The sequence below is a fragment of the Acinetobacter calcoaceticus genome, from assembly GCF_900520355.1.
In the GTDB taxonomy this organism is placed as follows: domain Bacteria; phylum Pseudomonadota; class Gammaproteobacteria; order Pseudomonadales; family Moraxellaceae; genus Acinetobacter; species Acinetobacter calcoaceticus_C.
Map to the genome: position 1 here is coordinate 3155124 of NZ_LS999521.1, position 15730 is coordinate 3170853.

The following is a 15730-nucleotide window of genomic DNA, read 5'->3' on the forward strand; positions in this document are numbered from 1 at the left end:
GTCACTCAAAATATTTATAAAAAGCTACTAAACCAGATAAATTATGCTCTTGATCATCTATTCTTGCTCTAAAACGATCATGCCTAACAAAGAATGCATTCTTAATTTTGTCTGGCCTAGCCATATACATCGCTAATTCTGGATAAAAGAAACCTGTAGAAAGTTGAAATTCAACTCTATATTTAATTAATTCTTTTAATTCATTAAACTTAGCTTCATTAAATAAATCTAGATAACCATTATCTCGCATATATAAAACCATTTTATATGCTGACATCATCATTTCTAAAAATGTTGCATAAGCAGTTTTTCTATTTTTAATAAAATCCATGTGATTCAGATAATTATTCATTCCGAATTTAAAATATTTTTCTTCAGGACATATTTTTGTTAATTCATTTGTACAATAACTTAACCAATGATCATGATATTTATCATATTTTTTAACAATAAAATTATCAAATATTAGTTTAACTGTATTTAGTAAATCTTCATCTTTGTTAATCTGATATAAACGTAAGAGCCCTAAAGCAGCTTCACCATCATAATATACAATTCTAAATTTTTCTTTTACACTTAATGAAGGATAATTTAAAATATGACTAGTCTGTCCATGTTCATCAATCATATATTGTATCCCTTTTGCTAACATTTCAGCATTTTTAAGATACTTATCATTACCCGTTATTTCCTGATATTTAGCAAGCATAAAAATTGTAGTTGCATTTGATCCTAATTTTATTTCTAAATCTTGTTCCCCATCAATCATAAATCCTTTTTCTTCTATAATTTTATAAAATTTTTCGAATGCATACTCCATAGATTTTTCAATTTTATCTAAATATTTTTTATTAAAATCCACTTCCAATGTTTCTAACAATGCATATAAAGATGTACAATGTCTGACAGTATTATAGCTTTTAATCTCCCTATCATACGCGGGAAAATATCCATAAACAAAGCGACCATCATCCATAATTTGATTATACAAAAACTCAGCATTATTAATAATAATTTCTTTAATATCAGCATTATTAATTTTAGAATTAAATCTTATTCCATTTGCTACACCTCTAGTCTGCAAATCAATAAACACCCCATTTTCATAAAAAGCAGCTATAGTATCAAAAACCCACACTTTTTTTATATCATCTAATTTAAAATACTTAGTAATATTTTTATATTTTGCTTTTATCGCATCATTAAGGTTCTTTTCATCAAAAAAATTAGGTTTATCAAATGAAATACCTTTTATAATAGCTTTACTATATATTTCTTGTTCTAAAAAACATATATTAAATTTTTCATCAAAGCTAACACCTTTTCTATAATGATTATTATGCTCCTGATTTAAAACAGAAAAATCAACATCTCCCCAGTTCTCCTCACTAATATTATATGCAATATCTATTTTAAAAAACTCAGGTAATCCTCTATTTTTAGAATATAATTTATCTAAAAAAGAATATATTCTTTTTAATACAGTATTAATATTTTCATCAAAAGTATTCCATACTTCACAGCGTTTTTTTTCATTTCCAACAGATAAGAAAATACATATATCTTTCTCAATTTCAGAGTGGCTTTTTAATTGAATTATCAACCAATCTTTTAATTTTCTTTTGAATTCCTCAAATTTACTATATGTATTAATTTCCATATTATCTCTTCAAAAAATCTTTTAACTTATTATAACATATCACATTTAATTTAAAAATTATTTAGACAAAATAAAAAGAGGATCCGTAGATCCTCTTTTATTAAGTAATCAAATTAAAATAATATTTGACTATTTTGTAGTAGTTCATCAATCGTAGTATTAGTATTTTTAATAGTTAAGATTTCTGTAGAATTATAAGATCCTCCACTTCCATCTCTATCTATATTAATTACTGTATCACTACCTACTTGAGTAGCAGTTACATATTGACCAATATTTGTATTATTAACAGACTGACCTGATAATAAATTACTTATATCGATTTTATCTCCTTCTGCTTTATTAAAATCACTCCAAGTATCTGAACCATTTCCACCTGTAGGATCCGTAGCATTTAGAAGTTTAAATATAACTGTATCTGCACCAGTACCAGTTGTATAAACATCATTTCCTGATGTACCAGAAATTAAATCATTTCCAGTGCCCGTTTCATAATGTCTACCCAAATTAATTGCTAATGTAGCTACATTACTTTCATCACCATTCGCAGCTATAAGTTTATAATTGAAACTTGTAGTTTGACTTCCGTCTGCTGTGGCATTTGGAGTAAATGTATATGTACCGTTTGCAGTAATATTTAATGTTCCATTACTGTAAACTAAAGTTTGACCAGTAGCTTCAACAAATACACCAGCTGCATTTTCCACAAACAATTTAGTACCCACACCTCCTGTTACGTCAGTACCATTACCACTATCATCAGTAATTATGTTACCTGTCGCTGGAGTAAACTCTCCAGAAGCAGTAAATGCATCATAATGTGTCACTGTTGGTTGAACTGAAGTTTGTACTGAAGTTGTATTAGTGCCATTAATAAGGAATGACTCATTACTTTCGGTACTTGTATAAACTACACGCCATTGTGTCGCTACACTATCCGCTGGTATTGAATAACTATTATCAATGATCGTAGCATTCGACCCACCTAGGAATGGATGACTATAAGTTGTAGTTGGTGAAACATATACAGTTTGCCAGCTACCCCCTACCAATTTTTGTACGCTATAACCGAAGGTATCATTATTAGCGCCAGATGAATCAGTTGTAGTAACTTTGATAGATAAAACAGCTGAGGCATTTTTATCTACAGTAATAGCATCTGAAGTATCTGTTCCAGGATTACGCGTATAAGTATAACCACCAAATAAGCTACCAGTACGAGTAACCGAAGCCGTCATTGAACCAAGATCTGCTGATTTTGTTTCAACAAAGTTTGTGTAATCTACTTGAGCGCCATTGATATCATTAGTAGCAACTAAATCAACTGTACCATCCAAAGTAGGGTCAGTTGGCCAGTTAATGTCTACTTGAGAACTATCAATTCGGATATTGAGATTAGCTGTCGCTGTATTTCCATCAACATCTTGAATTGTATAAGTAAACGTATCAACTTTACCTACTGAGTTAGGAATTTCCGGATTTCGGATGTATTCATAATTCCCATCCTTATCAATATAGAGGTCACCATAAGCACCTTCTATTTTTTGGAAACCATTATCAGATTGATTCACTGTTAATGTATTACCAGTCTCAGAAACTACTTGCGTAACGACTAATGGCTGACCTTCAGGATCAACATCCGCTACATCTCCTAGTCCTTCAGGAACAATGACATTGCCACTTACAACAACCTCACCATAATCAGTTGCTACGCCACCTGATGGAATAGTTAAAGTTGGGAAGCCTAAACCTGTAAAGTTAAGCCCTTGGTCATTTGTCATGACAATGGCATATTGACCTTCAGGTAAATCATTAATTGTCGTTCCGCCTGTATAGAATCCTACAAGTGCTGCAAAAGCAGTTCCGGCGTTTGGAATATGCTCATAAAGTTCATACTCTCCTGTATTTTCATTTAGGCGAAGAACATCGAGGCCTAAACTCACAATACCCACACCTGCATATAAGCCACTGATATTTACATTAAAGTCCTGCAATGTTCCTTGAGGAACTTCTACTTGCAAGGCATTGTTCGCAGCCCAAGTCCAATCCAAAATCAAACCATCATAAGAAGGTAAAACTACAGACGTCTTAGATTGTGTAGGTACAGAGCTTGTCGTCGGATCAATATTGGCATCGAGCGTTGCCAAATCATCATTCGCAACCAAGTCCGAATCCGAGTCAGAATCGCTGTCAGAGTCCGAGTCAGAATCGCTGTCAGAGTCCGAGTCACTATCAGAATCCGAGTCGCTGTCAGAGTCAGAATCGCTGTCAGAGTCCGAGTCGCTGTCAGAGTCCGAATCGCTGTCAGAATCAGAGTCGCTGTCAGAATCAGAGTCGCTATCCGAGTCAGAATCGCTGTCAGAGTCCGAGTCACTGTCAGAGTCAGAGTCGCTGTCAGAGTCCGAATCGCTGTCAGAATCAGAGTCGCTGTCAGAATCCGAGTCAGAATCGCTGTCAGAGTCCGAGTCACTGTCAGAGTCAGAGTCGCTGTCCGAGTCAGAATCGCTGTCAGAGTCAGAATCGCTGTCAGAGTCCGAGTCACTGTCAGAGTCCGAATCGCTGTCAGAATCAGAGTCACTGTCGCTATCAGAGTCGCTGTCAGAGTCAGAATCGCTGTCGCTATCCGAGTCGCTATCCGAGTCAGAATCGCTGTCAGAGTCCGAGTCACTATCAGAATCAGAGTCGCTGTCAGAATCCGAGTCAGAATCGCTGTCAGAGTCCGAGTCACTATCAGAATCCGAGTCGCTGTCAGAGTCCGAGTCACTATCAGAATCCGAGTCGCTGTCAGAGTCAGAGTCGCTGTCAGAGTCCGAATCGCTGTCAGAATCAGAGTCGCTGTCAGAATCAGAGTCGCTGTCAGAATCAGAGTCGCTGTCCGAGTCAGAATCGCTGTCAGAGTCCGAGTCACTGTCAGAGTCAGAGTCGCTGTCCGAGTCAGAATCGCTGTCAGAGTCAGAATCGCTGTCAGAGTCCGAGTCACTGTCAGAGTCCGAATCGCTGTCAGAGTCCGAGTCACTATCAGAATCCGAGTCGCTGTCAGAGTCCGAGTCACTGTCAGAGTCAGAATCGCTGTCAGAGTCCGAATCGCTGTCGCTGTCAGAGTCCGAATCGCTGTCGCTATCCGAATCGCTGTCAGAGTCCGAGTCACTATCAGAATCAGAGTCGCTGTCCGAGTCCGAATCGCTGTCAGAGTCAGAATCGCTGTCCGAATCCGAATCGCTGTCGCTATCCGAGTCACTGTCCGAATCCGAATCGCTATCAGAATCCGAGTCGCTGTCCGAGTCCGAATCGCTATCAGAGTCCGAGTCGCTGTCAGAGTCAGAATCGCTGTCAGAGTCAGAATCGCTGTCGCTGTCAGAGTCACTGTCAGAATCAGAGTCGCTGTCAGAGTCCGAATCGCTGTCGCTATCCGAGTCGCTGTCAGAGTCCGAATCGCTGTCAGAATCAGAGTCGCTGTCAGAATCAGAGTCGCTATCCGAGTCAGAATCGCTGTCAGAGTCAGAATCGCTGTCAGAGTCCGAGTCACTGTCAGAGTCCGAATCGCTGTCAGAATCAGAGTCACTGTCGCTATCAGAGTCGGAATCGCTGTCAGAATCAGAGTCGCTGTCAGAATCAGAGTCGCTGTCAGAGTCAGAATCGCTGTCAGAGTCCGAGTCACTGTCAGAGTCAGAATCGCTGTCAGAATCAGAGTCACTGTCGCTATCAGAGTCGGAATCGCTGTCAGAATCAGAGTCGCTGTCAGAATCAGAGTCGCTGTCCGAGTCAGAATCGCTGTCAGAGTCAGAATCGCTGTCAGAATCAGAGTCACTGTCGCTATCAGAGTCGGAATCGCTGTCAGAATCAGAGTCGCTGTCAGAATCAGAGTCGCTGTCCGAGTCAGAATCGCTGTCAGAGTCAGAATCGCTGTCAGAGTCAGAATCGCTGTCAGAGTCAGAATCACTGTCGCTATCCGAGTCGCTGTCAGAGTCAGAATCGCTGTCAGAGTCCGAGTCACTATCAGAATCAGAGTCGCTGTCAGAGTCAGAATCGCTGTCCGAATCCGAATCGCTGTCGCTATCCGAGTCACTGTCCGAATCCGAATCGCTATCAGAATCAGAGTCGCTGTCAGAGTCAGAATCGCTGTCCGAATCCGAATCGCTGTCGCTATCCGAGTCACTGTCCGAATCCGAATCGCTATCAGAATCAGAGTCGCTGTCAGAGTCAGAATCGCTGTCCGAGTCCGAGTCACTATCAGAATCCGAGTCGCTGTCAGAGTCCGAATCGCTATCAGAGTCCGAGTCACTATCAGAATCAGAGTCGCTGTCAGAGTCAGAATCGCTGTCAGAGTCAGAATCACTGTCAGAATCAGAGTCACTATCAGAATCAGAGTCGCTGTCAGAATCCGAGTCGCTATCCGAGTCAGAATCGCTGTCAGAATCCGAGTCACTGTCCGAATCAGAGTCACTGTCTGAATCCGAGTCGCTGTCAGAATCCGAGTCAGAATCGCTGTCCGAATCCGAATCGCTGTCAGAGTCACTGTCCGAGTCAGAATCGCTGTCGCTATCCGAGTCAGAGTCACTGTCAGAGTCCGAATCGCTGTCAGAGTCCGAGTCACTATCAGAATCAGAGTCGCTGTCAGAGTCCGAGTCACTATCAGAATCAGAGTCGCTGTCCGAGTCCGAATCGCTGTCCGAGTCCGAGTCACTATCAGAATCAGAGTCGCTGTCAGAGTCCGAGTCGCTGTCCGAGTCCGAATCGCTGTCAGAGTCCGAGTCACTATCAGAATCAGAGTCGCTGTCAGAGTCAGAATCGCTGTCCGAATCCGAATCGCTGTCGCTATCCGAGTCACTGTCCGAATCCGAGTCACTGTCAGAGTCCGAATCGCTGTCGCTGTCAGAGTCACTGTCAGAATCAGAGTCGCTGTCAGAGTCCGAATCGCTGTCGCTATCCGAGTCGCTGTCAGAGTCCGAATCGCTGTCAGAATCAGAGTCGCTGTCAGAATCCGAGTCGCTATCCGAGTCAGAATCGCTGTCAGAGTCCGAGTCACTGTCAGAGTCAGAGTCGCTGTCCGAGTCCGAATCGCTGTCAGAGTCAGAATCACTGTCCGAATCAGAGTCGCTGTCCGAATCAGAGTCACTGTCGCTATCAGAGTCGCTGTCAGAGTCAGAATCGCTGTCAGAGTCCGAGTCACTGTCAGAGTCAGAATCGCTGTCAGAGTCCGAATCGCTGTCAGAGTCCGAATCGCTGTCGCTGTCAGAGTCACTGTCAGAATCAGAGTCGCTGTCAGAATCAGAGTCACTGTCGCTATCAGAGTCGGAATCGCTGTCAGAATCAGAGTCGCTGTCAGAGTCAGAATCGCTGTCAGAGTCCGAGTCGCTGTCAGAGTCAGAATCGCTGTCAGAGTCCGAGTCACTGTCAGAGTCCGAATCGCTGTCAGAATCAGAGTCACTGTCGCTATCAGAGTCGCTGTCAGAATCAGAGTCGCTGTCAGAGTCAGAATCGCTGTCAGAGTCCGAGTCACTGTCAGAGTCCGAATCGCTGTCAGAATCAGAGTCACTGTCGCTATCAGAGTCGGAATCGCTGTCAGAATCAGAGTCACTGTCAGAATCAGAGTCGCTGTCCGAGTCAGAATCGCTGTCAGAGTCAGAATCGCTGTCAGAATCAGAGTCACTGTCGCTATCCGAGTCGCTGTCAGAGTCAGAATCGCTGTCGCTATCCGAGTCAGAATCGCTGTCAGAGTCAGAATCACTGTCCGAATCAGAATCGCTGTCAGAGTCCGAGTCACTGTCAGAGTCAGAATCGCTGTCAGAGTCCGAGTCACTGTCAGAGTCAGAATCGCTGTCGCTGTCAGAGTCACTGTCAGAATCAGAGTCGCTGTCAGAGTCAGAATCGCTGTCGCTATCCGAGTCGCTGTCAGAGTCAGAATCCGAGTCGCTATCAGAGTCAGAGTCGCTGTCCGAGTCCGAATCGCTGTCCGAATCAGAATCGCTGTCCGAGTCAGAATCGCTGTCCGAATCAGAATCGCTGTCCGAATCAGAATCGCTGTCAGAGTCAGAATCACTGTCAGAATCCGAATCGCTGTCGCTATCCGAGTCAGAATCGCTGTCCGAGTCAGAATCACTGTCAGAGTCAGAATCGCTGTCGCTATCCGAGTCAGAGTCACTGTCAGAGTCAGAATCGCTGTCAGAGTCCGAGTCACTATCAGAATCAGAGTCGCTGTCCGAGTCCGAATCGCTATCAGAGTCCGAATCGCTATCAGAGTCCGAGTCACTATCAGAATCAGAGTCGCTGTCCGAGTCCGAATCGCTGTCCGAATCAGAGTCGCTATCCGAGTCAGAGTCACTGTCAGAGTCCGAGTCGCTGTCCGAATCAGAATCACTGTCAGAATCCGAATCGCTGTCGCTATCCGAGTCACTGTCAGAATCCGAATCGCTGTCGCTATCCGAGTCAGAATCGCTGTCAGAGTCAGAATCACTGTCAGAATCAGAGTCGCTGTCAGAATCCGAATCGCTGTCGCTATCCGAGTCAGAATCGCTGTCAGAGTCAGAATCGCTGTCAGAGTCAGAATCACTGTCAGAATCAGAGTCACTGTCAGAATCCGAATCGCTGTCGCTATCCGAGTCACTGTCAGAATCCGAGTCGCTGTCCGAATCAGAGTCACTGTCCGAGTCCGAATCAGAGTCGCTGTCCGAATCAGAATCACTGTCCGAATCCGAATCGCTGTCCGAATCCGAGTCACTGTCAGAATCCGAATCGCTGTCGCTATCCGAGTCACTGTCAGAATCCGAGTCGCTGTCAGAGTCAGAATCGCTGTCGCTATCCGAGTCGCTGTCAGAGTCCGAATCGCTGTCCGAATCAGAATCGCTGTCAGAGTCCGAATCAGAGTCGCTGTCGGAGTCAGAATCGCTGTCGCTATCCGAGTCGCTGTCAGAATCAGAGTCGCTGTCAGAATCAGAGTCACTGTCAGAGTCAGAATCGCTGTCAGAGTCCGAGTCACTGTCAGAGTCCGAATCGCTGTCGCTATCCGAGTCGCTGTCAGAGTCAGAATCCGAGTCGCTGTCAGAGTCAGAATCGCTATCCGAGTCAGAATCGCTGTCCGAATCAGAATCGCTGTCAGAGTCAGAATCGCTGTCAGAGTCCGAATCGCTGTCGCTGTCAGAATCGCTGTCAGAGTCCGAGTCGCTGTCAGAGTCAGAATCGCTGTCAGAGTCCGAGTCACTGTCAGAGTCCGAATCGCTGTCGCTGTCAGAGTCGCTGTCCGAATCAGAATCGCTGTCCGAATCAGAATCGCTGTCAGAGTCAGAATCGCTGTCAGAGTCCGAGTCACTGTCGCTATCAGAGTCCGAATCGCTGTCAGAGTCAGAATCACTGTCAGAATCAGAGTCGCTGTCCGAATCCGAGTCACTGTCCGAATCCGAGTCACTGTCAGAATCAGAATCACTGTCAGAGTCCGAGTCGCTGTCCGAATCAGAATCGCTGTCCGAGTCGCTGTCCGAATCAGAATCACTGTCCGAATCCGAATCGCTATCAGAGTCCGAATCGCTGTCAGAGTCAGAATCGCTGTCGCTATCAGAGTCCGAGTCGCTGTCCGAATCAGAATCACTGTCCGAATCAGAATCACTGTCCGAATCAGAATCACTGTCAGAATCAGAGTCACTGTCAGAATCCGAGTCGCTGTCCGAATCCGAGTCGCTGTCAGAGTCAGAATCACTGTCAGAGTCCGAGTCGCTGTCCGAATCAGAATCGCTGTCCGAATCAGAATCGCTGTCCGAATCAGAATCGCTGTCCGAGTCGCTGTCAGAGTCAGAATCACTGTCAGAGTCCGAGTCGCTGTCCGAATCCGAATCGCTGTCAGAGTCGCTGTCCGAGTCAGAATCGCTGTCAGAGTCCGAGTCACTGTCAGAGTCAGAATCGCTGTCGCTGTCAGAGTCGCTGTCCGAATCCGAATCGCTATCAGAGTCCGAGTCACTATCAGAATCAGAGTCGCTGTCCGAGTCAGAATCGCTGTCCGAATCCGAGTCACTGTCAGAGTCCGAATCGCTGTCGCTGTCAGAGTCAGAATCGCTGTCAGAGTCCGAGTCACTATCAGAATCAGAGTCACTGTCAGAGTCAGAATCGCTGTCCGAATCAGAGTCGCTTTCTAAACTATTATTTTTATCGCTGTCATGAGCCCACCACAAAATTCCTGCTGCGGTTAGTGGTACAGATAACCATGCCCATGGAGATGCAGCACCATCATGATAAAGCAATGGTTCAATACTATCGATATAACTATAAGTGATATGGTCTAATAAGACCCCATTACTGTCAGTAAACTGTACCCACAGTAATTTATGATTATTATCTTCAAAAACTAAACTATTATCGGTTGAATAATTACCACCATTAAAGAAATCAATTATTACTATTTGCTCACCGTTTTTTAAAGTAATAATTGCATTTCTACCGTCTTGTCTAATTTCAAAAACATCATCTTTATTTACTTTTATTAAAATAACTGATGCTTCGGAAAGAGTGACTGTATCCTTTGTCGTAGTTTCTAAGGTTTCATGACTATCCTTAGAAACTACCCTTATTTCAGACATATTTATTCCCCTTCTCAGGATTATTTAATTAAACCAATCCAATTTAGAGCTCTTAAATTTTATTAAATAAGAAGAGCCCAAATTAAGGGATAAATTAGATAAAACAAGGGCCAACCTCAACGCATAATTTAATTATAAACATGAATTACGTCACAAAAAAATAGCAAAAAGAAGTTTATTTATTAACCAAAATAAAACCAAAATTATTAATTATTATTTTTCAAAGAATTAGAATCAAATTAAAATAAAAATATGCTTTTAATATTTTTATGTTTTAAAACACAAACAATAAAAACCACACATTTAAAACAAGATATTATCTCGATTAATATCTATATGGTTTTTAAATATTTAAAAGCCATATAGATATATATTTGTTTACCTTTCTCTTAAAGCTTCTTTGGCTTTATTAAATGGTTTAAGCAAGTAATCCAGTACCGTTTTTTGACCAGTACGAATATCTACCGTTGCTACCATACCCGGTGTAATACCGTATGCCTTACCTTGTTTATTATAAAGCTTGTCAGAATCTGTCCGGATATAAACACGATAATAGAATTGGTCTTGTTTAACCTCATCACGAATCGTGTCTGGTGAAATAACCGTTACCTTACCTTTTAAACCACCATAAATTGAGTAGTCATAAGCAGTAATCTTAACCAGCGCTTCTTGTCCCGGACGAATAAATGCAATGTCACGCGGTAAAATACGCGCTTCAATCAGCAGCTGCTCATCAATTGGAACAATGGTCATCAACTTACCGTTTTGGGGAATAACACCACCATGGGTAGTGACCGCAATTTCTTTTACAACACCACGTACCGGCGCTTTAAAAATGGCACGATCTAAGCTGTCAGTACGCCCCAGCACAACTTGTTGCTGCGTTTCAATATCGGTATTGGCTTTTGATAACTCTTCACGAGCCTCCACGAAATACTGGTTCTGCACATCATTCATTTTATTTCTAAGGTCGTTTGCTTCACGACGTAAACGTAAAACTTCAACCTCACTGGCTGCACCTTTAGCAACCAACGGTTCGGTCATTGCCAGTTCTTGTTGTACCAGTTGCAATGCCTGCCTAAAACCTGCAAGTGTTTGTTCGAGATTAGCTCTGCGGGATGCATATAATGCCGTTTCTTCATATACAAGTTTTGGTTCTTTCAGCACAATTTCAGGAAAAGCCAATGGTGTTCCATTTACTTCCGCCCGCAAACGTGAAGCTGTTGCCTGAGCAGAAATAAGCAAAGATCTTGATTCACCGACATTCGATGCAAAACGGGTTGGATCTAATTGCGCAAGAATTTCACCTTTTTGAACAATATCGCCTTCTTGTACATTCAGTTTGGTTAAAATACCACCTTCTAAAGACTGGATGACCTGCTCTTTAGACGATGGAACTACTTTACCGGTGCCGGTAGACACTTCTTCAAGTTTAAATACCCATGCCCAGATAAAGAAAATAACTAAACCAATCCCCACAATCCAGATCACTAAACTGGCACGGGGTAACGGTGGTTCACTATAAGAGACATTCATTGAACGGGTGAGTTCTTGTTCTTTTTGTGGTTCGCTCATGAATTACCCCCTTGGTTTACTTGTTTTTGCTGGGCTGTTGATTGGTTAAGGACCTGATCTCTTGGACCATCCATCACGATTTTGCCTTCGTTAACGACAATAATACGGTCCACCAGTTCTAAAACAGCTCGGCGGTGTGTCGCAACGACCAAGGTCCGATGTGCCAGCCATCCTTTTAAATGATCAATCAGTTGCTTCTCTGCCACATCATCAATGGATGCTGTCGGTTCATCGAGTAATAAAATATTAGGTTGACGAATCAATAAGCGAGCCAATAACAATGCTTGTTTCTGGCCACCTGAGAAACCAACCCCACCTTCTAAAATCAGGTGATCTAGTCCTTCTTTTTTCTCTTGCACAAAAGGTAATGCACCTGTCACTACTAAAGCCCGAAGAATATCTTCATCCGTTGCAAGTGGTGCACCTAAAGTCAGGTTCTCACGAATCGTACCGTAGAAAAGTTGTGCATTCTGGTTGAGTAAACCCATATCACGACGTACATCAGATGGGTCAATTAAAGAAAGATCCAGACCATCTAAATGTATGGCACCTTGAGTTGGGACTTGCATGCCAGATAGAAGCTGAAGCAGGGTCGATTTACCAGCCCCATTGCGTCCCAGAATTGCAATTTTTTCACCAGCACGAATTTTTAAATGACGAATTGCCAAACTTGGTTTCGGGTCTTCTTCTCCATATTGGAACAAGACATTTTTTAATTCATAGTCACCATTTAAAGCAGCTTTATGTACCAGATGTGAATGGTCAGCCTGATCGATCGGACGTTGCATGAGTTCATCCAGACTTTGTTTAGCAACTTTCGCCTGCTGTAAACGTCCTAAAACACCCGTAATTTGTGCAATCGGCCCTAACATTCGTGAAGATAAAATTGAACAGGCCACTAAAGCACCCGTAGTCATTTCACCCTCCATTACCGCAAAACATCCAACCAGAACCACAATCGCATAGGTCAGACCCTGAAGCATTTGAGTCCATGACATTAAGGTACCGACAATTTTACGCTGTCTCATCCCAATATCGGCTGAAACTTCGTTCATGTGGTTCCACTGGTTCTGGAAACGCGATTCGGCACGCAATAGCTTGATATCTTCAATACCCTGTACCGCTTCAACCAGAATTGCGTTACGGATTGAAGATTCTCTCATACCTTCCTGTGCAAGTTGCGCTAGCTTTTTCTGCACCAGAATACCCGGCAAAATCATAAGCGGAACAACCAGCAACATCACCCAGAACAGCTTGCCGCCAATGATGGCAAAGATGATCAGGAACAGGAAAAAGAATGGGAAATCTGCAATTGCACTAATGGTGGTTGAAGTCACCAGTTCACGAACACCTTCGAGTTCACGAATCTGGGAAATAAAACTACCGGTAGACTTTGAACGGTCTTTATTCTTGATTCTTAAGGCATGACCAAATACACGGTCAGAAACCCGTAAGTCAGCACGTTTACCAATAATGTCGGATAAATACACCCTTGATATACGTAAGGTAAACTCAAAAATAGCAGCAATGAGTACACCACCTGCCAGAACCCATAAAGTCGGGATGGACTGCGATGGAACAACGCGGTCATAGACTTGCATTGAGAAAATAATGGTTGCCAGTGCCAATACATTGGCAATGAGTGAGGCAAACATAATATCAACGTAACGCTTCCAGTCTCTTAGAACAATTGACCAGAACCAGCTTGCTTCATACGGTTTGATATATTCATCAATACGTGCATCGGGAATAGAGGTTTCAGGACGCAGAATATAGACATTCTTAACCTTATCTTTTAAAGCACCTAAAGAGACATTCTGCGAAAGCCCTTGATCTCCACTAAACTGGATACTGACATTTCCTTGGGTATCTGCTTTATCAATAACACCGACTTGCCCGTCATTAAACTCGACCAGAACAGGTAGCCGCCACGGATTAAGTAAATCTAATGAAAAAGGCACTTTACGTAAATTTAGTCCAACTTGACGTGTCATTAACTGTAAAACATCATCAAGGTTTTGATTCTGGTTCCAGTCAAGTTGTAAACGGATTCTTTCTTCTGAAGGCTCAATTCGATAATGTTTAGCAATCGTTAAGACCGACTGTAACCAGGGCTGGTAGTTTATTTTTGTCATCATGGTTGTACTTCGAACCCCTGAATTGAAATATTATTTAAGCCATAGGCTTGGCGGGAACGTCCTGTTGCCGAAATGTACTGAATAATACTGTTATAGATGTCATAACGTGCTGATTCGAGTTCTGAATTGGCACTATGAATGGCCTGTTCTGCATTCAACAAATCGACCAATGAACGTGTCCCGAGCTTGTACTGCTCTTGATAAAGTTCACGTGTACGAACGGTTGTTGCCTGACGATTAGTCAGCACCTGCATTTGACGTTGTTTATTTTCAATTTGCTCACGGCTGGTTCTGATCTGGTCAAGAACATCCAGATAAACTGAATTGACCTGAGATTTAGCTGCTTCTTCGGCATAGCTTGCCATTTTGACCTGAGAAGAAACTGCGCCACCTTGATAAAACTGACTGCTTGCTTCAAGCATGACGGAACTATATAGACCGTCATCCTTATCATTGTTTGGATTTCTGCCGTTAATGGCCTGACTTAAGGACCCTTTTACCGCCAAAGTCGGATACCGACTCAGTCGAGTCTGTTCCTTTTGTGCCTTGGCAACTTCCACACCCGCTTGAGCAGCAATCATTTTTGGGATGGTATTGAATTCAGGCTCACTATAGAGACCAGATTGCTTCACCAAATCATCAGGAATGACCCATACTTTATTAAAAACATCGACTCCTACCAGAGTTCTTAGATGTTGTTGGTACTGACGTAATAAGGATTGCTGAGCAATTAGTGTTGATTGTGCAGATTCTAAATATGTTTGTGCCTGAACTGGATCAGCTTGGCTACTAATGCCTGCATTTGCACGTAAATTAGCAATGTCCTGAATTTGTTGAATACCTGCAATTTGCTGCTCGGCAATTTTATTTAATTGAAGATAGCGCTGAATATTGACAATCGATTGCGCAACATCAAGTGCAATATCATCAATACTGACCAGCACATTGGCCTGCTCAACCTGAACCTTAGCCTGCTGAACCGATACACCTGATTTTACTTTGCCAAAATCAAAAAGCATTTGAGTTGCAGATAACGTGAGTAACTGTCTCCCCCGCTCACCACTACTCAAGTCACCTGTACTGATACCACCTGAAAGCTGGGGATAATAACCTGCCTTGGCAAAATCAATACCCGCGTTTTGGCCAGCTAAAGTTGAAATGGCTTGAGAAATATTAGGGTTTCGTTGAACTGCATATTGAATCGCATCAATTAAACTGACTTGATTGTTCCACATCGCAGTAGATGTTGGTAAATAGTTCCCATCATTTTCTAGCCGTTGAAATTGGCTCTGATCAAACCCTAAATTGCTTAATTTTTGAAAATCGACAGATCGGTAGCTTTCATCTGGCGTGGGTTTAAAGAGTTGAGAAACTTTTTTTGTTAAGCTTTTTCCTGAGTTAACAGACGCGGTATCTGCCTTTGTAATTGATATTGATACACTAGAAGCAATAAAAAAAAATATAAAAAACTTCGTACCTGATCTGATTATAAGTTGGAAATCATTGTGGAAAAAAGGCAATTTACTCATTAGAAGATCTAATCTCTTGAAATATTGTAAAACAATCCAAAACTCAGTTAAAAATTATCAAAAATATTAAATTCCATACTTTAAATAAATAATTTTCAGAATAATTTTCTTAGCAAAAAAATAAAGCAAAAAATGATTAATTTTTAACAATAGAAACTAAACATTTAATTTACTTATAATTTAAATTATAAAAGTGAGTTTTAAACACATATATTTAAAACTAATTAAACACCTATAAAAACTATAAAATTCAATTATTAGAAT

At 42.2% G+C, this 15730-nt stretch carries 6 protein-coding genes; all 6 read right to left on the reverse strand.

Annotated elements, in window-relative coordinates; all coding sequences use genetic code 11:
* Nucleotide 1: 1 nt before the first annotated feature.
* On the reverse strand, nucleotides 2–1660 hold the full coding sequence (locus tag AC2117_RS15140; RefSeq protein ID WP_133975189.1) for a poly alpha-glucosyltransferase: 1659 nt from the start codon (nucleotides 1658–1660) through the stop codon (nucleotides 2–4).
* Nucleotides 1661–1773: 113 nt separating this feature from the next.
* Nucleotides 1774–3825, reverse strand: coding sequence for a type I secretion C-terminal target domain-containing protein (locus tag AC2117_RS19155; RefSeq protein ID WP_197731021.1), 2052 nt, complete (start codon nucleotides 3823–3825; stop codon nucleotides 1774–1776).
* Complete coding sequence (locus AC2117_RS15145; RefSeq protein WP_197730934.1) at nucleotides 3738–9740, reverse strand: beta strand repeat-containing protein; 6003 nt, start codon at nucleotides 9738–9740, stop codon at nucleotides 3738–3740. Before AC2117_RS15145 ends, AC2117_RS19155 begins: the two co-directional genes overlap by 88 nt.
* A gap of 862 nt (nucleotides 9741–10602) precedes the next feature.
* Nucleotides 10603–11799 (reverse strand): HlyD family type I secretion periplasmic adaptor subunit, encoded by a 1197-nt coding sequence (locus tag AC2117_RS15150; RefSeq protein WP_133975191.1) that lies wholly within the window; start codon nucleotides 11797–11799, stop codon nucleotides 10603–10605.
* Nucleotides 11796–13937 (reverse strand): type I secretion system permease/ATPase, encoded by a 2142-nt coding sequence (locus AC2117_RS15155; RefSeq protein ID WP_133975193.1) that lies wholly within the window; start codon nucleotides 13935–13937, stop codon nucleotides 11796–11798. Before AC2117_RS15155 ends, AC2117_RS15150 begins: the two co-directional genes overlap by 4 nt.
* Entirely contained in the window at nucleotides 13934–15466 is a 1533-nt protein-coding gene (locus AC2117_RS15160; protein WP_197730935.1) for a TolC family outer membrane protein, read from the reverse strand. Before AC2117_RS15160 ends, AC2117_RS15155 begins: the two co-directional genes overlap by 4 nt.
* Between the last annotated feature and the right edge of the window lie 264 nt (nucleotides 15467–15730).